Annotated in this window: 22 protein-coding genes; 4 read left to right on the top strand and 18 right to left on the bottom strand. The window is 57.5% G+C overall.

Annotated features, from left to right (window positions below; genetic code table 11):
* Positions 1–88: 88 nt before the first annotated feature.
* From ftsY to ACFO1S_RS20870, 12 genes are all read right to left on the bottom strand, one after another.
* On the bottom strand, positions 89–1,093 hold the full coding sequence (gene ftsY, locus ACFO1S_RS20925; protein ID WP_204601476.1) for a signal recognition particle-docking protein FtsY: 1,005 nt from the start codon (positions 1,091–1,093) through the stop codon (positions 89–91).
* A 59-nt stretch (positions 1,094–1,152) separates the two neighbouring features.
* A complete protein-coding gene (gene smc / locus ACFO1S_RS20920; protein WP_204601475.1) occupies positions 1,153–4,722 on the bottom strand; it encodes a chromosome segregation protein SMC in 3,570 nt (1,189 codons plus the stop codon).
* 36 nt (positions 4,723–4,758) lie between these two features.
* Positions 4,759–5,460, bottom strand: a complete 702-nt coding sequence (gene rnc, locus ACFO1S_RS20915; RefSeq protein ID WP_204601474.1) for a ribonuclease III — start codon at positions 5,458–5,460, stop codon at positions 4,759–4,761.
* 103 nt (positions 5,461–5,563) lie between these two features.
* Entirely contained in the window at positions 5,564–6,805 is a 1,242-nt protein-coding gene (gene fabF, locus ACFO1S_RS20910; protein WP_204601473.1) for a beta-ketoacyl-ACP synthase II, read from the bottom strand.
* Between the two features lie 99 nt (positions 6,806–6,904).
* Complete coding sequence (locus tag ACFO1S_RS20905) at positions 6,905–7,138, bottom strand: acyl carrier protein (RefSeq protein ID WP_094050752.1); 234 nt, start codon at positions 7,136–7,138, stop codon at positions 6,905–6,907.
* A 126-nt stretch (positions 7,139–7,264) separates the two neighbouring features.
* A complete protein-coding gene (fabG, locus tag ACFO1S_RS20900; RefSeq protein ID WP_204601560.1) occupies positions 7,265–8,011 on the bottom strand; it encodes a 3-oxoacyl-[acyl-carrier-protein] reductase in 747 nt (248 codons plus the stop codon).
* 46 nt (positions 8,012–8,057) lie between these two features.
* Positions 8,058–8,981: an ACP S-malonyltransferase gene (gene fabD / locus ACFO1S_RS20895; RefSeq protein WP_204601472.1), complete on the bottom strand. Its 924-nt coding sequence runs from the start codon at positions 8,979–8,981 to the stop codon at positions 8,058–8,060.
* A 33-nt stretch (positions 8,982–9,014) separates the two neighbouring features.
* On the bottom strand, positions 9,015–10,001 hold the full coding sequence (locus ACFO1S_RS20890; protein WP_378127480.1) for a beta-ketoacyl-ACP synthase III: 987 nt from the start codon (positions 9,999–10,001) through the stop codon (positions 9,015–9,017).
* A 10-nt stretch (positions 10,002–10,011) separates the two neighbouring features.
* Complete coding sequence (gene plsX / locus ACFO1S_RS20885) at positions 10,012–11,001, bottom strand: phosphate acyltransferase PlsX (RefSeq protein WP_204601471.1); 990 nt, start codon at positions 10,999–11,001, stop codon at positions 10,012–10,014.
* 21 nt (positions 11,002–11,022) lie between these two features.
* Positions 11,023–11,592 carry a transcription factor FapR gene (gene fapR / locus ACFO1S_RS20880; protein WP_204601470.1) on the bottom strand — a complete coding sequence of 190 codons (570 nt, stop codon included), beginning with the start codon at positions 11,590–11,592 and terminating at the stop codon, positions 11,023–11,025.
* Between the two features lie 193 nt (positions 11,593–11,785).
* Positions 11,786–11,959, bottom strand: coding sequence for a 50S ribosomal protein L32 (rpmF, locus tag ACFO1S_RS20875; protein ID WP_204601469.1), 174 nt, complete (start codon positions 11,957–11,959; stop codon positions 11,786–11,788).
* Positions 11,960–12,007: 48 nt separating this feature from the next.
* The gene (locus tag ACFO1S_RS20870; RefSeq protein ID WP_204601468.1) at positions 12,008–12,526 is read right to left on the bottom strand and encodes a YceD family protein; all 519 of its coding nucleotides are present in this window, start codon (positions 12,524–12,526) and stop codon (positions 12,008–12,010) included.
* Positions 12,527–12,675: 149 nt separating this feature from the next.
* Here ACFO1S_RS20870 and ACFO1S_RS20865 point away from each other — a divergent pair, with 149 nt between their 5' ends.
* Both ACFO1S_RS20865 and ACFO1S_RS20860 read left to right on the top strand, forming a co-directional pair.
* A complete protein-coding gene (locus ACFO1S_RS20865) occupies positions 12,676–13,911 on the top strand; it encodes a nucleotidyltransferase (protein ID WP_204601467.1) in 1,236 nt (411 codons plus the stop codon).
* Between the two features lie 107 nt (positions 13,912–14,018).
* Positions 14,019–15,272, top strand: a complete 1,254-nt coding sequence (locus ACFO1S_RS20860) for a nucleoside recognition domain-containing protein (RefSeq protein WP_204601466.1) — start codon at positions 14,019–14,021, stop codon at positions 15,270–15,272.
* Here the strand turns inward: ACFO1S_RS20860 and ACFO1S_RS20855 are convergent.
* From ACFO1S_RS20855 to rsmD, 5 genes are all read right to left on the bottom strand, one after another.
* Positions 15,217–15,465, bottom strand: a complete 249-nt coding sequence (locus ACFO1S_RS20855; RefSeq protein ID WP_204601465.1) for a hypothetical protein — start codon at positions 15,463–15,465, stop codon at positions 15,217–15,219. The two genes, ACFO1S_RS20860 and ACFO1S_RS20855, sit on opposite strands and share 56 nt — an antisense overlap.
* Positions 15,466–15,492: 27 nt before the next feature.
* Positions 15,493–15,696: a hypothetical protein gene (locus ACFO1S_RS20850; RefSeq protein ID WP_204601464.1), complete on the bottom strand. Its 204-nt coding sequence runs from the start codon at positions 15,694–15,696 to the stop codon at positions 15,493–15,495.
* Positions 15,674–16,393 (bottom strand): collagen-like protein, encoded by a 720-nt coding sequence (locus ACFO1S_RS20845; protein ID WP_204601463.1) that lies wholly within the window; start codon positions 16,391–16,393, stop codon positions 15,674–15,676. Before ACFO1S_RS20845 ends, ACFO1S_RS20850 begins: the two co-directional genes overlap by 23 nt.
* Before the next feature lie 235 nt (positions 16,394–16,628).
* Complete coding sequence (coaD, locus tag ACFO1S_RS20840) at positions 16,629–17,156, bottom strand: pantetheine-phosphate adenylyltransferase (RefSeq protein ID WP_204601462.1); 528 nt, start codon at positions 17,154–17,156, stop codon at positions 16,629–16,631.
* Positions 17,149–17,763 carry a 16S rRNA (guanine(966)-N(2))-methyltransferase RsmD gene (rsmD, locus tag ACFO1S_RS20835; RefSeq protein ID WP_204601558.1) on the bottom strand — a complete coding sequence of 205 codons (615 nt, stop codon included), beginning with the start codon at positions 17,761–17,763 and terminating at the stop codon, positions 17,149–17,151. The genes coaD and rsmD overlap by 8 nt, the downstream gene beginning before the upstream one ends.
* A 251-nt stretch (positions 17,764–18,014) precedes the next feature.
* Between rsmD and ACFO1S_RS20830 the strand changes: the two genes are divergently transcribed.
* Positions 18,015–18,332, top strand: coding sequence for a hypothetical protein (locus ACFO1S_RS20830; protein ID WP_204601461.1), 318 nt, complete (start codon positions 18,015–18,017; stop codon positions 18,330–18,332).
* Between the two features lie 1,315 nt (positions 18,333–19,647).
* Here ACFO1S_RS20830 and ACFO1S_RS20825 read toward each other — a convergent pair.
* Positions 19,648–20,016 carry a 4-fold beta flower protein gene (locus ACFO1S_RS20825; protein WP_204601460.1) on the bottom strand — a complete coding sequence of 123 codons (369 nt, stop codon included), beginning with the start codon at positions 20,014–20,016 and terminating at the stop codon, positions 19,648–19,650.
* A 152-nt stretch (positions 20,017–20,168) separates the two neighbouring features.
* Here ACFO1S_RS20825 and ACFO1S_RS20820 point away from each other — a divergent pair, with 152 nt between their 5' ends.
* The gene (locus ACFO1S_RS20820) at positions 20,169–20,357 is read left to right on the top strand and encodes a hypothetical protein (RefSeq protein ID WP_204601459.1); all 189 of its coding nucleotides are present in this window, start codon (positions 20,169–20,171) and stop codon (positions 20,355–20,357) included.
* Positions 20,358–20,382 lie beyond the last annotated feature (25 nt).

Here is a 20,382-nt window from a genome sequence, read left to right as displayed (position 1 = left end):
GTATAGGGGTCATCCAACAACGTCGTTCCTCTGAAGCCATCCGCATTCAATGGCGAGTCCCCGGGGGGACCCGCTCTTGCGTTCGCGCTTAGTTCGACTCTGTCTCTTCCTTCTCATCGGATGCGGCCATGCCCGCAAACAGGGCATGCACGAATTGATCCGGGTCGAACTGCTGCAGGTCGTCCATTTTCTCGCCGAGACCGACGAACTTCACCGGAAGCGACAGCTCGTTGCGAATCGCAACGACGATCCCGCCCTTGGCCGTACCGTCCAGCTTGGTCAGAACGAGTCCGCTCACGCCGCTCTTCTCGCCGAATAGCTTCGCCTGCTGAAGCGCGTTCTGGCCTGTCGTGGCATCGAGCACAAGCAGCGTCTCATGAGGCGCTGTAGGAATCTCCCGTTGGATGACTCGATGAATTTTGGCCAGCTCCTCCATGAGATTGTGCTTGTTCTGCAATCGCCCTGCCGTATCGCAGATCAGCACGTCGACATTCCGCCGCTTGGCCTCTTGCACGGCGTCGAACATAACGGCCGCCGGATCGGAGCCCGAATCCTGCTTGACGACATCCACGCCGACGCGTCCGCCCCATACTTCAAGCTGCTCGATCGCGCCTGCGCGGAACGTATCTCCGGCCGCCAGAAGCACGTTCTTGCCCTTCTGCTTATAATGCCAGGCCAGCTTGCCGATCGTCGTCGTCTTGCCGACTCCGTTCACTCCGACGAACAGAATAACGGTGATGCCGTTCGGATTCTCTTTGATGCCGATTTCGTCGTCCGAGCCCCGAAGCATCTCGACGAGCTTCTCCGACAGGATGGGCTGCAGCTCGGACGGCTGCTCGATCTTGCGCTTCTTCACTTCGTCTCGAAGCTCGTCGATCAACGCCATAACCGTATTCACGCCGACGTCCGCGCCGATCAGAATTTCTTCGAGCTCCTCGAAGAACTCCTCGTCGATCTTCTTGCGGCGGCTGAACAGCTCGCCAACTTTGCCCACCAGCGCGTCGCGCGTCTTCGCCAGCCCGTCGCGGAACTTGCTCGTAACCGCCTCCGTCTTGGAAGCGATGCTTTCCTTAAGTCGCTTAAAAAAGCTCATCCTTGTTCCTCCAACCTGATTCTTTGCCTGATTGCTGCTGTTCCGCCTTATTCGCTACGCTATGCGGTCGCCGTCATCTCTTCCGAATCCTCCAGACGGACCGATACGAGCTTCGAGACGCCGCCTTCCTCCATCGTAACCCCGTACAGCACGTCGGCTTCCTCCATCGTGCCTTTGCGGTGCGTGACGACGATAAACTGCGTCGAATCGGAAAACTCGCGCATGTACTGAGCATAACGCGCTACGTTCGCTTCGTCCAAAGCCGCCTCGACTTCATCCAGCACGCAGAACGGCACCGGCTTGACGTGCAGAATGGCGAACAGCAAAGCGATGGCCGTTAATGCCCGTTCTCCCCCGGACAGCAGCTGCAGATTCGTCAGCTTCTTGCCCGGCGGCTGAGCCACGATGTCGATCCCCGTTTCAAGCGGCTTATCCGGCTCGACGAGGACGAGGTCCGCCCGGCCTCCGCCGAACATGCGGGAGAACACCACGACGAAATGCTTGCGAATCTCGTCGAACGTCGAACGGAAGCGCTTGGACATCTCCTCGTCCATCTCGCGAATAATCCCGTGCAGCTTCGTCTTCGCTTCGATCAAGTCGCTCTCCTGCTCCGACAGGAAGCCGAATCGCTCCGATACGCGCTTGTACTCCTCGATGGCGCCGAGATTGACATCCCCTAGCAGGGTGATCTTGCGCTTCATCTCCCGAACCTCGGCTTGGGTCGCGGCGACATCCTCCGGCACCGGATAGCGCTCCTTCGCCAGCTCGAAGCCGATCTCGTATTCCTCCGTCAGCTTGCGAAGCAGGTTGTCCAGCTCCACATCCATCCGGTTGACGGCGATCTCCGCCTGACGCAGGCTCTCATCCACGCTTCTCAGCTTCGTCCGCTGATCCTTCGTCTCGCCTTCCTTGCGTTCGAGCTCGCGTTGCTTCTCCGCGCGGTCCGCGCGTTTGAATTCAATGTTCTCCGTCAATTGCTTTTTCTGAATTCGCAGCTCGTTTAAGCGCTCGCGCTGGACGACGGACTCCTGGAGAGTCCGCTCCGCTTCCACTTCATTGTGCTCCAGCGATTCCTTAAGCTGCTTGCGCTCGGCCGTCAGCCGAGCCAGCTCCGAACGATGGCGGGCCAATTGCTCGTGCAGCGCCGAACGATCCTGCTCCATCCGCGCGATGGCGACCTTCAGCTCGGTCAACGCCGCCTGCAGCTCTTCCTTTGCGGACGCGCTTTGACGGCGAAGCTCCTCCGCCTCGCGAATGCGGTCCTGAATGCGCGCCTCCTCTTCCGTCAGACGAGCCAGGCGAGCCTCCGCCTCCTCCTTGCTGGCGTTAAGTCCACCCGCCTCCGTATCGAAGGCCGCTTTCTCTCCCTGCATGGCCGCACGCTGCTCCTCCAGCAGTCTTTCCTCCTGCTCCAATTGCGCGCCTTCTCCCGAAACCTGCTGCTCCTTCAGCCGCTCCTGCTCGCCTTGATGGCGGAGTTGCTCGATGTTTTGCGCCGTCTGGGCCAATTGCTTCTTCAGCTCGTCGGCTTCAGCACGGGCGCGTTCGCGGGCCTTCTCGGCCTCCGCGATCTCTCTGTCCAGCTCCTCCAGCTGCCGCTGCCGGCCGAGCAGGCTGGACGACTTTTTCTGCAGGCTTCCGCCCGTCATGGACCCGCCTGCATTAACGATATCCCCGTCCTTGGTCACGACGCGGAACCGGTACTGAAGCCTGGAGGCGATTCGATTCGCCTGCTCCAGCGTCTCCGAGATCAAGACGTTGCCGAGCATGCTGCTGACGATGGCGGAATACTTCGCATCGCAGCCGACCAGCTCGGAGGCCACGCCGACAAAGCCTTCGGCTTCGCCCAACGCCCGGCGATCGCTGTCGGAAATGTGCCTCGGCCGAATGACGTCCAGCGGCAAGAAGGTCGCTCTTCCCGACTGCCTCTGCTTCAGATAGGCAATCGCGGTGCGCGCGCTCTTCTCGTCTTCCATCACGATATGCTGAAGCGCCGCGCCCAATGCGGTCTCGATCGCCACCTCCAGATGGCCCGGCACGCTGACGAGCTCGGCGACCGCGCCGTGAACCCCTAGCATCGTCCCCCGCTTCGAGGCTCTGAGCACCTCGCGGACGCCGTGCTGGAAGCCGTCGTAATCGTTCTGCAGCTCTTTAATCGTGTCCCGCCGGGATACGAGCGCTTCCTTCTTCTGCTCGTGGCGGCGCACGAACGCCTGGCTCTCCTCCAGCTTGCGCTGAAGCTCCGAGGAGCGCGCGCCTTCCGCAACGTAGCGATCGCGCACTTCGTTCAGCGACTGCGTAACTTCGGCGATTCTTTCCTCCAGACGGTCGCGCTTGTCTGTCAGCGCGTTCATCTGCTCTCGCCACTTCTTCTCTTCTTCGGCAATGCGCGTCATTCGGCGCTCCAGAACTTCGCGTTGGCCTTCGCCATAGCGAATGTCATTGCGCGCCTGCGCCATGGCGTTCAACGTGTCGAAGAGCTCCGCCTTAAGACGCTCCTCCGCTTCCGTGCTGCCGTCGGCCAACGCCAGCCGTTCCTCTTCATCCTTCAGCTTCGCCAGAGACGTCTCCAGCTCGGCTTCAAGCTGGACGCGCTTGGCCTGAAGCGCCTGCTCCTCCTCCGAGGCGAGCGCGAACCGCTCCTCTGCGGACGCCAGAGATTGGCGGTACCCGTCGCGGGTGCGCTCCAGATGGCCGCGCCGCTCGTTCAGCAGTTCAACGTAGCCTTCCGACTTCTCCGTTTCCTCGCTGCAGCGAAGCAGCTCGTCCTGCAGCGTCTCCAGCAGCTCCTCCAGCTGCGCCAGCGCATGCCGCTCTTCCTCCAGAATCGCGTCATGCTTGCTCACGAAGGTCGACAGGTCCAGCTGTTCTTTCCGCAGCGCATCCAGCCGCTCGTTCGTCTGCGACCAGGACGTATGCACGCCTTCGATCTGGTGAACGTAAAGCGCGATTTCTTTATGCTTCAATTGCTCCTTGAGCGTCTTGTAGCTTTCCGCCTTCTCGGCCTGTTCCTTCAAGGGCTCGATCTGTCCCTTGAGCTCGCTGACGAGGTCGTGAATCCGAAGCAAATTGTTCTCCGTGTCCTCAAGCTTCTTCTGCGCTTCCTTCTTCCGGCTCTTGTACTTGACAATTCCCGAAGCTTCTTCGAATATTCCCCGACGATCCTCGGAACGGGTGCTCAAAATTTCTTCAATGCGGCCTTGACCGATAATCGAATAAGCTTCTCTGCCGATCCCGGTGTCCATGAACAGCTCCGTAATATCCTTAAGCCTGCATGCTTGCTTGTTGATCAGATACTCGCTTTCTCCGTTCCGGTGCACCCTCCGGGTCACGGTCACCTCGGTAAAGTCCAGCGGGAGCGCCTTGTCCGCGTTATCCAGCGTAAGCGACACCTCGCCGAAGTTAACCGCTTTGCGGGAATCGCTGCCCGCGAAAATAATGTCCTGCATATTTCCGCCGCGCAGCGATTTCGCGCTCTGCTCCCCCAGCACCCAGCGAATGCCGTCCGAGATATTGCTCTTGCCGCTGCCGTTAGGCCCGACGACTGCGGTAATGCCGCGAACGAATTCGAGTTCGGTCCGGTCCGCGAACGACTTAAACCCCGCCAGCTCGATTCTTTTCAAAAACATAAGGACAGTTTCTCCTCTCGGCGTGTCGGTAAGTTATTAGCTTGAATAATGCTTCGCAAATACGGTCAACGCCTCGGAAGCCGCCTGCTGCTCCGCTTCCTTCTTCGAGCGTCCGACTCCCTGACCGAGCTGCTGCTTGCCGATTCCGACGACGGCGACGAATTCCCTGTCATGGGCCGGTCCCCGCTCCTCTACGATGCGGTAATCGAGCGCGCCCATCGACATCTGCTGCACCTTCTCCTGCAGCTCCGTCTTGTAATCCTTCAGCGGCGCTTGGCCGTCTCTCGGAAGCTGCGAGAACATATGCCTTTCAAGAAAATCCCGTGCGGCCTCCAGGCCCTGGTCCAAATAAAGCGCGCCCAAGAAAGCCTCGAACGCGTCGGCAAGCAACGATGGCCGCGTGCGGCCGCCAGTCTGCTCCTCCCCTTTGCCGAGCAGCACGACCTGCCCGAATTCGAGCGCCTCGGCAAAACGGACAAGCGAAGGTTCGCAGACGATACTGGCCCGCAAACGAGTTAGCTCCCCTTCCGGAGAATCCGGGTAGAGACGATACAAATATTCCGATACGGTCAATTGCAGCACCGCGTCGCCCAGAAACTCCAGACGCTCGTTATGCGGGATTCGCGCGCCCCGCTGCTCGTTGACGTAGGAGGTGTGCGTGAATGCTTGCTTTAACAGCGCGGGATTGCGAAAAGTCAGATTGATCCGTTGCTGCAGCTGTTGAAATTGTTCCTTCATCGTCCCTCACCTCGACTGCGCCTGATACACAACCGACGCAGACAGCTACTGCCGCCTGCGTCGACGTTCACGCGCTTATTAGGTTTCGTATGCCGTTGTCGGCTTAGCCTTCGTATTTCCGCATGATGATCGTTGCGTTGTGTCCTCCGAAGCCGAAGGAATTCGACAATGCAATTTGAACGTCTGCCGGACGAGCCTTGTTCGGCACGTAATCCAGATCGCACTCCGGATCCTGTTGATCCAGATTGATCGTCGGAGGAACGATGCCGTTCTGCAGCGTCAAGCCGAGAATAACCGCTTCCACGCCGCCGGCCGCTCCAAGCAGATGACCGGTCATGGACTTGGTAGAGCTGACGGCCAGCTTGTACGCATGCTCTCCGAAGGTTTTCTTGATCGCCGTCGTTTCGGACTTGTCGCCGGCACCCGTAGAGGTCCCGTGCGCGTTAATGTATTGAATGGACTCAGGCTCGATGCCAGCGTCCTTAATCGCTTTCTTCATGCAACGCGCGGCTCCGTCCGGATCAGGGTCCGTCATATGGTAAGCGTCGCCGCTCATCCCGTACCCGATAACCTCCGCATAGATATGCGCGCCTCTGGCTTGCGCATGCTCAAGCGATTCGAGAATCAGGACGCCGGCGCCTTCGCCCATGACGAATCCGTCGCGATCTACGTCGAACGGACGGCTGGCTTTCTCCGGCTCGTCATTGCGCGTGCTCATTGCTCTCATCGCGCAGAAGCCGGCCATCCCGATCGGGCGAATCGTCGCTTCCGCGCCGCCGCAGATCATGACGTCGGCATCGCCGCGTTGAATCATTTTGAAGCTGTCGCCGATGGAGTGCGTTCCGGTCGCGCATGCCGACACAGCCGCCGTATTAGGCCCTTTGGCTCCCGTGCTCATCGAGATTTGACCGCTGGCCATGTTCGCGATCATCATCGGGATGAAGAAAGGACTGACTCTGCGCGGGCCCTTCTCCATCAGCGTCGTATGCTGCTCTTCCCAGGTGCCCAAGCCGCCGATTCCGGAGCCCACGACAACGCCTACGCGCTCGGGGTCGGCATTGTCGCCGATCGAGAGCTTGGCATCCTCGATGGCAAGCTTGCTGGCCGCAACGCCGAACTGTACGAAACGGTCCATCTTGCGGGCATCTTTCTTGTCGATGTTATATAAGCCGGGATCGAATCCCTTAATTTCCGCTGCTATCTTCGTTGTGTAATCCGCTGTATCGAAGGCTTCGATCAGACTAACTCCCGATTTGCCTTCCAACAGATTGCTCCAAAACGTAGGCAAATCGGTTCCGAGGGACGTGACGACCCCCATTCCAGTAACGACAACACGCTGTGTCAAACCTATTCACCTCTTCAGGCTATTTCATACGCGCCTCACAATGTGAAGCTGCGTGAGAATATGCAGAAGTCCCGTCGCAATAACGGGACCCGTCGATCATTACGCATGAGATTGTATGTATTTAACGACTTCTCCCACCGTTGTGATCTTCTCTGCATCCTCGTCAGAAATCTCCAAGTCGAATTCGTCTTCGAGTTCCATAACGAGCTCTACCACATCCAGAGAATCAGCGCCCAAGTCGTCTTTGAAAGATGCTTCGGGTGTTACCTCTGCCTCTTCTACACCCAGGCGTTCGATAACGATGCGTTTTACACGATCTAGTACATCGGACATCCGGTTCACCTCCCTTAACGTATTATACGTGAATCATGGACAAAAAGCCATAGAGGGCTTGTATGAGTCCAAGCGCTTCCAGCGAGCCGCGCATTCTGTCGGCGAACCCGCGCCGTACTTGATCTGCTACATGTACATGCCGCCGTCGACATGGACGGTTTGGCCCGTCATATAGGCGGCTGCGTCCGATGCCAAGTAGACGACGATCGATGCGATGTCTTCAGGCCGGCCCATGCGGCCCATCGGAATTTCCCCGAGAAGCTTGTCGCGATACTCGGCCGGAAGCTTGTCCGTCATATCCGATTCGATGAATCCCGGCGCAACCGCGTTCACCGTAATGCCTCTGGAAGCGAGCTCCCGCGCGGCCGACTTCGTCAATCCGATAACCCCGGCCTTGGCGGCTACGTAATTGGCTTGTCCGGCGTTGCCCAGAACGCCCACGACGGAAGAGATGTTGATGATCCGACCGGAGCGCTGCTTCATCATCGGCCGAGTCACGGCTTTGATTCCGTTGAACACGCCCTTCAGGTTCGTCTCGATCACTTCGTCGAACTCGGCTTCCTTCATCCGCATAATCAGATTGTCCCGGGTAATGCCGGCGTTATTCACGAGAATGTCCAGCTTGCCGAAAGCTTCCAGCGCGGTCGACGCCATCTCGTCGAACTCGCCGGGCTTGCCTACGTTCGCTTTGATCATCACGGCTTTGCGTCCGAGCGCTTCTACCGCTTTCACGGTTTCCGCCGCTGCGGCTTCGCTGCCGGAATAGTTGACCGCCACATCCGCGCCCGCCTCCGCAAGCGCGATCGCGATCGCCCGGCCGATTCCCCGCGAAGCGCCGGTTACCAAAGCGCTCTTGCCTTCTAGATTCCACATTGCCATCGCTTATCCAACCTCCCAGCCTCTAAGTCGCCTTTGCAGCTTATTGTCCGACTGCCGCGGCAGCGCTGTTGACCGAAATCACCTTGACGGAACGGTCGATCTTCTTGATCAGCCCCGCCAGCACGGTGCCGGAGCCGATTTCGACGAACGTATCGACGCCTTCCCCGATCAGGAACGCAATCGTGTCCTCCCATTGTACGGGCGACACAACTTGCTTGACAAGCAGCTCGCGCAGCTCGTTTCCGCTTGTTACGGGTCTGGCGTGAACATTCGCCACGACAGGCACCTGGGCCTCGCGGAACTCCGCCTTCTCCAGCTCCGCAGCCAATCGTTCTGCGGCAGGCTGCATCAACGAGGAGTGGAACGGACCGCTGACCTCAAGCGGGATCACCCGCTTGGCTCCGGCCTCTTTGCCGCGCTCGACGACCGCAGCGACGCCTTCCGCCGAGCCCGACACCACGATCTGCCCCGGACAGTTCACGTTTGCCAGCTCTACGACCGCTCCCGCGGCCGAGATGTCCGCGCACAGCGCCTGCAAGGCCGAACGCTCCGCGCCCAGAACCGCAGCCATCGCGCCCTGCCCGCCCGGAACGGCCTCTTCCATGAATCGGCCGCGAGCCCGGACGAGCCGAACGGCATCGGAGAAGCCCAGAACGCCCGCAGCCACGAGCGCGCTGTATTCGCCCAGCGAATGGCCCGCCACATAGTCCGGCTTCAGTCCGCCTTGCTCTCTGTACGTTTCCAGCAAAGCTACGCTAGTCGCCAGCAAGGCCGGCTGCGTGTTCGCCGTTTGGCGCAGCTCCTCCTCGGGTCCTTCGAAGGAAAGCTTTGCGATGGAGAAGCCCAGCGCTTCGTCTGCTTGAACGTATATCGCTCTTGCGGATTCGTTGCTCTCGTAGGCATCCTTCCCCATACCGACGGCTTGCGCCCCCTGTCCGGGGAATACAAATGCAATTTTACCCAATATCGTTCCTCCTGTTCCGTTCGGAAAGCGTCATTACCAATTCAACACGGTCGCGCCCCAGGTTAATCCTCCGCCGAAGCCGACCAGCACCAGGCAATCGCCTTCCTTCACGCGGCCGGTCTCCACCGCCTCGGCCAGAGCCAGCGGAATGGAAGCTGCCGAGACATTGCCGTAACGATCCAGATTAATCATGGCTTTGTCTTCAGATAAGTCCAATCTTTCCAAAGCGGACTGAATAATACGGATATTCGCCTGATGAGGAATCAGCAGATCGATATCGGCTTTTGTATATCCCGCGCTGGCGAGCGCTTCTTCCGCCGCGCTTCCCATCACTCTAACGGCGAATTTGAACACGTCTCGTCCGTTCATTTCGATGAAGTGGTGACGAGCAGCGATCGACTGCTCCGTCGAAGGAGTGCGCGAGCCCCCTCCGCGAATGCGCAGCAGCTCTCCGCCCGCGCCGTCCGCTCCCAGCTTAAACGATTTGAAGCCGCGTCCTGCGGGCACTTCCCCGAGCACGACCGCTCCCGCGCCGTCTCCGAACAGAATGCAGGTATTGCGATCCTCGTAATCCGTAATGCGCGACAAGCACTCTGCGCCTACGACGAGGACATGCTTGTATACTCCCGTAGAGATAAACCCGGATGCATTTGCCAGCCCGTAAATAAATCCGGAGCAAGCCGCCGACAGATCGAAGGCCGCCGCTTTCTTCGCGCCCAGCTTTTCCTGCAGAATGCAGGCCGTGGAAGGAAAGAACATATCCGGCGTAATGGTGGCGACAATAATCAAGTCAAGCTGCTCTGCGGTAATTCCCGCAGCCTGCAGCGCCTGCATGGACGCTTCGTAAGCCAGGTCGGATGTCGCTTGCTCCGGGGCCGCGATTCTGCGTTCGCGGATTCCGGTGCGCGTAACGATCCATTCATCGTTCGTCTCGACCCTTTGTTCAAGCTCGTGATTCGTTAAACGGCGCTCCGGAACGTATTTGCCCGTTCCCAGAATGCCCACGGAAATTCCATTCATACGTCTTCTCTCACTTTCCGCTGAATTCGTCAGCCAACGATGCGATTAACCGGTTGCCGATTGCCGTACGAGTCTGACGGATCGCGGTTTTCATGGCTTTAGCGTCCGAAGACCCGTGCCCTTTGACAACGAGCCCTTTAATGCCGAGCAGCGGCGCGCCATTGTATTCGTTATAATCCATCCTGTCCCTCACCCTGCGGAAGCTGGGCTTAAGGACGGCTGCGGCGAGCTTGGCTTTCAGCGACGAGGTCAATTCCTCCCGCAGCAGCTTGAAGATCGAAGACGCGGCTCCCTCCAGCGCCTTCAGCAAAATATTGCCCGAGAAGCCGTCGCATACGATGACGTCGCATACGCCTTCGAGCACATCCCTCGCTTCGACGTTGCCGACGAAGTTGATCGGCGCCTGCTCGAACAGGTCGAACGCCGCCTTGGTAAGCTCGTTTCCCTTGGCCGCTTCCGTACCTACGTTCAGCAAGCCGATTCTGGGCTTGGCGATGCCATGCACCTTGCTTCGGTAGATGCTGCCCATAAGCGCGTATTGCAGCAATTGCTCAGGCTTGGCATCCATGTTCGCGCCCATATCAAGCGCTAGCAAGCCCCGATTGTCCAACGTCGGGAACATCGCGGCCAGTCCCGGCCTTTCGATCCCGGCCATTCGACCGACGACGAGGAGGCCGGTAGCCATAAGGGCGCCGGTATTGCCGGAGGAAATCATCGCGTCGGCCCGGCCTTCCTTCACCATGCGGCCTGCCACGACCATGGAAGAATCCGCTTTGCGCCGAACCGCCTTCACGGGCTCATCGTCGCTTTCAATGACTTCCGATGCAGGCTCAATGGAGATGTTGCCGGGGGCATCGCTTCCCAGCAGCGGCTGGATCTTCTCCGGATTGCCGACCAAGATCAGCTGCGTATCCGGCCATTCGGCTGCCGCGGCCAATGCGCTGTCGACATGGGCTCGCGGCGCGTGGTCGCCGCCCATCGCATCAATTGCAATCCGCATGAGCTGCACGCTCCTTCTCGATTAGATTTCACTGGCCGATCTATAAATAATAAAGTTACCTTGAAACACCATTTCCTCGCCGACGTATGTAAACACTTCTACCTTCGCCTTCCCCTTCTGGGCCCCGCTTGAGCGAACATAGGCTTTCGCGATGCATTTCTCCCCAAGCCTCGCCGGTCGGATAAAGCGGATATCCGCAGAGGCCGTCAACGCGATCTCGTCGTTGATCACCGCGACAGCAAGGGAATTGGCTTGAGCGAATACGTGATGTCCCCGTGCGATGCCGGATCGGGAAAAGACGTGCTCGGAGCTGATCTCGAACAAGGAGATGCCGCTTTTGTCGAGCTGCAGATCGAGAATGTCGCCGATCACCTCGTGCAAAGGCAAAGAACGAACGGGATCATACGACCTCTCCGCCATCAGCTTCAGCCGTTCCCTTAGCTCAGGAATCGCCAATTCGAGCCGGTCCAGCCGAATGGTCTGTATGCTTACCTTGAGCAGCCGAGTCAATTCCCGGTCGGTGAGAAACGGGTTTTCCTCCAGAAGCTTGCTCAATTGCTGGTGTCTCTGCCTTTTGGGAAGCCGTTCCATGCCTCTCCACCTCCCTGACGGGCTCGAATCACCCTCGTTTGGGTTCGCTTGATTTATAGATAACCTTTAATACCAGGTGCCAATTCAAGTATAAAGAAAAACGCGCTGGCAAGCAACGACCGCAAGATCGCGCCCCTGCCGCCGTTGGGCGGCCGTAAGCGTTTCCCCGTCGTGATTCCAGACGCGTTAGGACTTATTGCTTGATGATTTCACGGGACTTGTACGTACCGCACACCTTGCACACGCGGTGCGACACTTTCAACTCTCCACATTGCACGCATTTCACCATACCAGGAACCACCAGTTTAAAGTGCGTCCGGCGTTTGTGTTTGCGGGCTTTCGATGTTTTCGCGAAAGGGACTGCCATTGCTGCCACCTCCTTATCAGTCCGATCAAGTCTCAGCCTTAGCCGGACCTAATCCTTCTGAGATTTAAACCAATCCTGAAGCGCAGCCATACGGGGATCGATCTTCTCCGTCTGGCAACCGCACGATTGTTCGTTCAGGTTTGTTCCGCACTCGGGACACAGTCCTTGGCAATCTTCCTTGCACAAGGGTGCATAGGGCAATTGGACGACGAACTCCTCAAGCAAATAAGGAGCAAGATCAATCCTCTCTTCCTTCACGGGTACGGCTTCGTCATCCTCTTCGTCCGCTTCGGCGTCTTCCCCGACGACGCGGAACGTCTCCTCGAACGGAACCCGGATCGTCTCTTCGATCGTCTCCAGGCAACGCGAGCAGCGCATGCCGACATCACAGGAAAGCTGGCCCGACACGACGATACGATCGTCGGCGGCTTTCGCCTTCACGTCGTATTGCATCGGAGCGAGTGGGCGATACTCGGGATTATCCCGGAACAATTCCGTTAAATCCAGAGCGCCTTGCAGATCGACCGGCTGCTGCCGGGCTACAAGCTCTTGCACTTTCAGCAACAATTCCATCACTCCAAACAAACAAAATTTATTATATCGAGATCTCCGTTCTTTTGTCAACATTTTCAGCGAGTTTTCGGACAAGCTTCTCTTCGATCTCTCCCTCATGTTATATTGTGGCAGACAAACCCTAACGGATTCAAGGTGATAATATGTCCACAGTCGGCGTTATCGTCGAATATAACCCTTTACATAACGGTCATCTCTATCATTTGCAGCAATCCAAAAAAATAACGGCCGCCGATCGGGTCATCGCGGTAATGAGCGGTCATTTTCTCCAGCGCGGCGAACCCGCGTTGGCCGACAAATGGGCGCGAACGGAGATGGCCCTCCGTGCGGGCTGCGATCTCGTGCTTGAGCTTCCCGTCGCCTACAGCTCCCAGCCCGCGCAATGGTTTGCCTACGGAGCCGTAGCCCTTCTGAATGCCACGGGGGTCGCGGACGCCCTGTGCTTCGGCAGCGAGAGCGGAGATCTGGAGGCGCTGAGCCTTGCTGCTGAGCTGTTGACCGAAGAGCCGGACAGCTTCTCCGCCCTGATCGCCGAGCAGCTGAAACGAGGCTTGCCTTATCCTTCCGCCTTCACCGCTGCGGCAGAGGGCTATTTGCGGCGGATCGGCAAGAGCGAGCACGCTTTCTCGCTGTCTCAGCCGAATCACACGCTCGGCTTGCATTACCTGATGGCCCTGCGCAAAACCGGCAGCTCCATCAGGCCTTATACCGTGCGCAGGGAAAAATCCGAATACGGGCAAACCGACATATCGGACGCTCGTATTGCCAGCGCTACGGCGCTGCGCAAGGTGCTGATGGGCGAATCCGGATCGTTGTCGCAGCTTGCGCCCTACGTCCCGCCATCGACGCTGGATATTCTCCGCAGGGAAACCGAGCTCGGAAGAGCTCCCGTTCATTGGGAGGATTTCGCCATGCCGCTCTTCCACGAGCTGTATCGTCAAGCGCCGTCCGACATCGGGGCGTTCGCCGAAGTCTCCGAAGGGCTGGAAAACCGCATCCGGTCCGTGCTGGCCGACCTTCCCGACCGTTCTGTCTCCTCTCTGCTGGAAGCGCTGAAAACGAAAAGGTACACCCGCACGAAGCTGCAGCGGACGCTTCTGCGCATCCTCCTCGGCCATCGCAAGGAGCTGTTGAGCCCCGAACGTCTGGCCTCCGGAATCGATTATATTCGCGTGCTCGGCTTCAATGACAGCGGGCGGGAATTGCTTCACAGGATGCGCGGCGTTGCCCAAGCACCCGTCGTTGCCTCTGCGGCAAAGAGCGATTCGCCGTATCTAGCTATGGATGCCCGAGCGACCGCCGTCTATTCCCTGGCTTTCCGCGATCGCGATCCCTCCCTGGCCATGCGCGACTTCACGCAGCCTCCCATCCGAATATGAGCTTGTCCGAATTCCGGCGGTCGCGACCGCCGGAATTCGGACAAGAAGGTCTAACCGCTTCGCTCCCGGCGTATGGTAAAGTAACTGCGCACGGGAGGCGGTAAGCTGTGTCCAATTCATCCAATCGGTTTCGCGCGGCCTTCCTTTCCTTGATCCTGGGCCTGTCCGCCCTGCTTGTCGTGACTGGAATCGTCCACTCTCCCGGAGAAGCGTTTCGCGCCTCGCTGGCCGGACTCCAGATCTGGTGGCAGAATGTCTTCCCCGGATTGCTGCCTCCGCTGATTCTGGCCGAGCTTCTGGCCGCTTCCGGGCTGCTTCACGGCCTGGCCGCTCTGGCCGAGCCGCTTACTCGAAGCCTGTTCCGCCTTCCCGGAGCGTCGGGATGGGCGATCGCCTTCGGCTGGTCGGCCGGAATACCGGCCGGCGCCAAAGAAGCCGCAAGGCTTCGGAACAACGGCATGCTTCCTGAGGAGGACGTCGATACCGTCCTTCTCGTCTCCCATGTCCCGAACCCTTTTCTCATTGTGCTCGTGATCGGTTACAGCTTCCTTCAATCTCCCGCCCTGGGCTGGGCGATCGCGCTCGGCCTCTGGCTGTCCGCAATTCTCTCCGGCATCGTCTGGGCAAGAATCGGCAAGCCTGCAAGACCCAAGGTTCCTCCCTTGCCTCTTAACCAGCCTCGAGCCATCGTCCTCCGGGCGCTGCGTGCGATGACGGACGCCCGTCAGGACGATGGACGACCGCTGGGCAAGCTGCTCGCCGATTCCGTCACAAGCGCTGTCGGGACTTTAATGAATGTCGGAGGACTGATTATGATGGGGGCCGTGATAATACGGCTCTTGCAGCTGTTTATTCCCGGCAACGATCTATGGCTGACTGTCCCCGGCATTTACGAGCTTCATCTGGGCGCTTACGAGAGCAGTCAGTCCGCCTTGTTCGCCGCGAACCCTGCGTCGGCCTGCGCGCTTATGGCGGCGGCGCTGGCCTGGAGCGGCTGGGTCGGCCTGCTTCAGGCCAGAGCGGCATTCGGCCTCAAGACAGCATTCCCTTGGCTTAAAGTCATTGCCGGCCGTCTGCTCCACAGCGCGCTTGCGCTGTTGATCGTCTACCCCTTGGCGCTGGCGGCAATGTCCGCTCCCGTTAAAAGCTTCGCGGAGGGCAGCCGGCTTTTCTCCCCGGGCCCATTAGAGGTCTGGGCCGCAGATGGCGGCATCCTGCCCAACGGATGGGGACTACTGTCCGCGAACGTCGCGGTCGCCGCCGCGAGCTTCGCGGTGTTCCTCCTGCTGGCCTTGCTTGCGGCGCTTATTCGGCCGAATCCGCCTGCCTCGAAGAAGGATCGGGGAAAGAAACGGCGATAATCTGGCTGCACAACACATACTTCGTTCCTTCATCGTCCGCCACCCGAATATAGGTTGAGTTGCACGACTCCAGCGTTCCCGTCATTTCTCCCGCCGCAGTCGTAATCGCAATCGCTCGGCCCGCATTTGCCATCAGCAAGGCTCCCAGCTGAGTGCCCGGAGCCAACGGATTGGCGGTGTTCTCTACGGCCATTCCAGTCCTCCTCCCGCAATCTTGTCGCTAGTTCTTGTGCACGTAGATAATGTTTGCAAAAAAGATTCGCAGCTCGAACAACACATCATTCTGTGTAAACGAAACGAGAATATAATCGTTTCCTACCCGCGTTAACGTCCCCGTAACCGCCAGGCCGCCCGCGCCGTTCGTGGCGACATAGACGTCCTGACCGATCAGCGGAATCAGATCACCCGACAGCGTCGTCGACATCGGCGGCCTCCCTTCCGGATAGAACTCCCGACTGTAAGGCTTCAACGTTTGCAATGTAGCCGTACGGGATTGTCATCGTCGTTCCTGCGTTCGTCAGGAAATTCGCCAGCGCGGTTCCCAGACTGACTACCGTGCCCGCAAACCCTCGCGGCTGTCCAGCCGTCATCACGACAATATCCGCTTGCGTATCAAGATAACCTTGCAGCAGCGCGATCATCTCGGTATAGTCTTCTCCTCCCGGTGGTCCCGGCGGCCCCTGCTGACCAGGCTCTCCCTGCAAGCCTTGCAGACCTTGAACGCCTTGCAATCCTTGAGCGCCTTGCGGACCCGCTGCTCCAGGAATCCCTTGCCCTCCCGCTTCTCCGGCAGTCCCTGGAATACCCGCAAGCCCTTGCGGTCCCATGAGACCTTGTGGGCCTTGGAGTCCGATCGGCCCCGGGGAGCCTTGAGGACCGTTTGCCCCTGCTGGCCCCTGCGCCCCCCGTATTCTGTGTCGCTTGGGCCTGCGGGAGATTGGCCGGCACGCTTCTCTGACCGTCAAGCCTCTCCGCCCGATGCTGCAACTCGGACGACGCCTGGCCGGCATGCAGCCTGCGGCCCTAACTCGGCGTCCACGCTTGCGCAAAAGCGCCCTGCTGATCCTCGCCTGAATGCCCGCCTGCCTGCGGGCCCGGCTTGCTCTGATTCTTCCTCGCATCCCGCATGACCTCCTCTCTTGACATCGCCCTCTTTAAGCAAGGTTGATATATCTTATCGTCCCGAAAGGCGGATGGAAGGGGCGATTCGTCCAAGTTTGCGAAATGTCCGCGAATACCCTGAAAGGATGCGCCGCCAGGGTACATTCATAAATAAAAAAAGACAAAACGGAAAAAAATTCCGATTCGCCTGAGTGATCAATTTGTATGCGCGATGCTGATTTTTGAGATTTTGCGTTAGTCCGCCGACTGCGGCGATTTATACTTCCCCTTCAAGCCGGCTTCAACAGCCGGAGGCACCAAATCATGCACGGGACCGTCGAACTTCGCGATCTCCTTGACGATGCTGGAACTCAAATAGGAGTATTTCGGATTCGTCATCATGAACACCGTCTCAATGCTTTCGTCCAACTGCCGATTCGTGGATGCCATTTGCAGCTCGTATTCGAAGTCCGTTACCGAGCGAATTCCGCGAATGATCACCCTCGCATGCCGGGAGCGCATATAGCGAACAAGCAAATCGCGAAAGCTGTCGATCTCCACGTTCGGCATCTCTTTCGTGACCTCTGCAAGCAGCGCTTTTCGCTCTTCTACGCTGAACAGCGGAGTTTTCGTCGTATTGTTCAGAACCGCGACAATCAGCCGATCAAACTGCTTGGCAGCCCTCTGGATAATGTCGAGATGGCCGAGCGTAACCGGATCGAAGCTGCCTGGATAGACAGCGATGCGATACTCGTTCTCGGTACCGGATAACGGCTTATTCATTCGCGTTCGCCTCCTGCTCTTCCTCGGATGGATCTGCTTCTTCCGCAGCATAACGGTATATGGATACCGCAATTTCGCCGTACACCGCATATCTCGATCGCGTGTACCCGCCGAATGCATCGGCATATACGACATCCGGATGGTGCTCGATGACCGCGAATGCCCCCTCGGCCGTCAAGGCCAGCTTGGCCATTTCCATAAGAATGGCATCGCAATCTTTCATCGCATAAGGAGGATCGAGAAAAATGAGGTCGAACGGTTCGCCGGCCCTCGCCAGCACCTTCAAGGCCCGACGAGCTTCATTGCGATACACCGCGGCACGACCCGCCAACCGGGTGGATTCCAGGTTTCGGCGAACAATCTCAATACTTTGCGGACTGGAATCTATGAATACGGCGCTGTCCGCTCCTCGGCTAAGCGCCTCGATGCCCAAACCTCCAGTGCCGGCGAACAGATCGAGGACCCGTTCCCCATCGTTGAAATAAGGTCCGATCATGCTGAACAAAGCTTCCTTTACTTTGTCCGTCGTCGGCCTCGTCCCGCTCCCGGGCACCGCTTTAAGCGGATGACCCTTGGCTTGTCCTGATATGACGCGCAATTCCTTCAGCCCCTGATGATTTGATACGTTAACGAATCCGTCCTCTTAACGCTGTTATGTTACCACAATCTCCCGCGTTGCAAAAGTCCGTCGAGACATGCGCACCGTAAATCTGCCCAATATAAGTTTTCGGGATTGACTGTATTTTTCCGTGTTGCGACAAGGCCCCAAAATGATTTTTTATCGTAATAAGATGAGTTAGAACAGCAAATAATAACGTTGCATTAAATCTGAAATTTTAAATTGGAGGCTGGGGTATTGTGGAACATGAACATGTTTTCGAGCACGCTTGGACGACTGTAAAACCAAGCTCTGAAAGCCATGCATGGTCTTACCAAAAAGCGTGTGAAGCTTGTCTTGCAGCAGTCGAAACTCGACATGGCCCTGACTGGAAAATTACCGATCTAGAGTTCGAGGATCTCGGAAGAGAAACTAAAACATGGGGCGGAAGCCCTTTGAAACCCAAAAAGTGGAGATGTACCCATCGAGTCAAGGCACATTATAACATTGTACAACGGGGAGTTTCTGATGATTCATTTGCGGCAACTGCCGTTGCTGAAGATCAATCATTTTTCTAGTTTTTTGTAGGTTCGGGCGCCTCCAATGAGACTATTTTTGTCACATCCATAGATCTTCGTGCGCCCCCAGTCTAATCGACTGAGGGCGCACGAGCAACTGGACAGAGACTATAAGTGGTTTTATCGAACGCCATGGTTCTGCAGCTGCACATGACTATAAAGACCTCAAACTTATTCTAAGGAACTTATTGAATTTTAAGCCCCCTTCGGGCTTTTCTTTTCCACATTATTAACTCAAAGGAGGTCGAATCCATGTCTAGTTGTAAGCAGCGCGGAATGAATTTCTACCAAACTCACGCTTGAGCTTGAACGTGAAGCTCTGGGGAAAGAGAATGCAGACGACCAAGACGATCAAGGTCGAGGAACCGACCCTCCTCCGTGTGAGCGCCATAGCCCGGCAGCCAGTTAGTTCTTCAAAGTCGAACTAAAGCACGCTGTACCACCGCCGAGCAGCCAGTTAGTTTTCCAAAGTCGAATTAAAGCTCGCCGTACCACCACCGAGCAGCCAGTTAGTTTTCAAAAGTCGAATTAAAGCTCGCCGTACCACCACCGAGCATGCCAGTTAGTTTTCAAAAGTCGAATTAAAGCTCGCCGTACCACCACCGAGCAACCAGTTAGTTTTTCAAAGTCGAATTAAAGCTCGCCGTCACACCGCCAAGCAGCGGATTAACCCTCCTTCAGAGCGAGCATCCGAGGCCTGCAGCTTGTGGAGGTAGTCGTTGATCATCTTAGGCGTGAGCTCGTCTACCCATTCCCGTCTAAAATATGGCACGATTCGCTTTTTCAGGCGGAACACTTAAGAGCTTATTCAAGTTCCTGGCAGCGGAAAGATATCTTTGAGAGAATCCTATAACCGGAATACCAAAGCCCTCGGAAATTCGCGTCATGGTCTTTCTGCCATTTACAACTACGCTCCGGCGTGGGGAACTGTCCGGTCTGGATTGGGATAGAATCGATCTGGACAACGCCACGTTGCTACATTCGACGAAATACCGATTAAGAAAAGACCGATTGCGAAAAATGGTGGACAAAATAAAAAGTCGACCCCCGTCTCGCGACGAGGGCCTTCATGGGAGAGGAGAAACCGGACGAAGAGCTTATGGGGAAACGTAAGTCTTCTCCGCGGTTGTCCCCGACACCTCTCGGTGCCGGTATCTTCATTGTGGGCTTAGCCGGAAGAAAATATACGCAGCGGCGGAAAAAATTTAACAAAAGCCTCGTCTTCATGAGACCCTGTCTGCCGAAGTCGAATTCCACGATGAGAAGGAAGAGCGCGAGGATGAAGACGGCCAAGGAAGTACCGCTTCAAATTAAACTACACGTCCGTTCCAAAAAAATCGCGCACCGACTTGCTCGACCAACCGTTGCTGCCCGGATCGCTGATTGAACCGGCAAAGCCCGGCTTGGCCGGACGACCGGGAATGGACGGAGCTCCGGGCTCTCCGCTCATGCCGGGAATGGAGGACAGTGTACCGCTCGCGGCGCGGGTAAACCCGATCAACCCCCCGGCCCGGTCCCTTACCGCCCCCTTATCGATCCATCCAAGCGGCTGGCCGGTTAAGCTGAAGATTTGCTTCTCCATGTGAATCCAGCCGAGGTTTCTCCCGTTGCGGCTGACGAAACGCTCCTTGTCGACAACAATAAACGCCGCCTGGCCATATCGATCAAAATACCACTCGTTCATTGGCTGACACCCTCCGTGATTTCCTTATTTTGTCCATTATATCACGGTCTGCTCGAGGACTCACCGACAAACCGCAGCATAGCTTCATCATTCGGGCGAAGTTTGATAGGATAGTAACAACAGCAGATTAGCCAAGACTAGGAGAGACGTCCATGCGTACGGAAGATCAAATCAAGCGGAAATACAACGATTTAGCGATGCGCAAGCAAGCGCTGGAATTAAGCGCTATCGAGGACTCGTCCTCCCCGGAGGTTCTTCAAGCCCGAATCGAAAGCCTTGAGCAGCAGATGACGCTGCTGGAGTGGGTGCTTAACGCCCCGCTGGGAAGGTATCACGCTTAAAGCCGGAAGCGGGACCTTCCGCGCC

The organism is Cohnella boryungensis, assembly GCF_042651945.1.
GTDB lineage: Bacteria > Bacillota > Bacilli > Paenibacillales > Paenibacillaceae > Cohnella > Cohnella boryungensis.
Note: the sequence above shows the minus strand (reverse complement) of the source record. Positions and strands in the feature narration are given on the sequence as shown.

Coding starts and splice junctions, on each gene's coding strand:
- ftsY (WP_204601476.1), bottom strand. CDS start 1,093: ATGAGCTTTTTTAAGCGACTTAAGGAAAGCATCGCTTCCAAGACGGAG.
- smc (WP_204601475.1), bottom strand. CDS start 4,722: ATGTTTTTGAAAAGAATCGAGCTGGCGGGGTTTAAGTCGTTCGCGGAC.
- rnc (WP_204601474.1), bottom strand. CDS start 5,460: ATGAAGGAACAATTTCAACAGCTGCAGCAACGGATCAATCTGACTTTT.
- ACFO1S_RS20905 (WP_094050752.1), bottom strand. CDS start 7,138: ATGTCCGATGTACTAGATCGTGTAAAACGCATCGTTATCGAACGCCTG.
- fabG (WP_204601560.1), bottom strand. CDS start 8,011: ATGTGGAATCTAGAAGGCAAGAGCGCTTTGGTAACCGGCGCTTCGCGG.
- ACFO1S_RS20890 (WP_378127480.1), bottom strand. CDS start 10,001: ATGAATGGAATTTCCGTGGGCATTCTGGGAACGGGCAAATACGTTCCG.
- plsX (WP_204601471.1), bottom strand. CDS start 11,001: ATGCGGATTGCAATTGATGCGATGGGCGGCGACCACGCGCCGCGAGCC.
- fapR (WP_204601470.1), bottom strand. CDS start 11,592: ATGGAACGGCTTCCCAAAAGGCAGAGACACCAGCAATTGAGCAAGCTT.
- rpmF (WP_204601469.1), bottom strand. CDS start 11,959: ATGGCAGTCCCTTTCGCGAAAACATCGAAAGCCCGCAAACACAAACGC.
- ACFO1S_RS20865 (WP_204601467.1), top strand. CDS start 12,676: ATGTCCACAGTCGGCGTTATCGTCGAATATAACCCTTTACATAACGGT.
- ACFO1S_RS20855 (WP_204601465.1), bottom strand. CDS start 15,465: ATGGCCGTAGAGAACACCGCCAATCCGTTGGCTCCGGGCACTCAGCTG.
- ACFO1S_RS20850 (WP_204601464.1), bottom strand. CDS start 15,696: ATGTCGACGACGCTGTCGGGTGATCTGATTCCGCTGATCGGTCAGGAC.
- ACFO1S_RS20845 (WP_204601463.1), bottom strand. CDS start 16,393: ATGCGAGGAAGAATCAGAGCAAGCCGGGCCCGCAGGCAGGCGGGCATT.
- coaD (WP_204601462.1), bottom strand. CDS start 17,156: ATGAATAAGCCGTTATCCGGTACCGAGAACGAGTATCGCATCGCTGTC.
- ACFO1S_RS20825 (WP_204601460.1), bottom strand. CDS start 20,016: ATGAACGAGTGGTATTTTGATCGATATGGCCAGGCGGCGTTTATTGTT.
- ACFO1S_RS20820 (WP_204601459.1), top strand. CDS start 20,169: ATGCGTACGGAAGATCAAATCAAGCGGAAATACAACGATTTAGCGATG.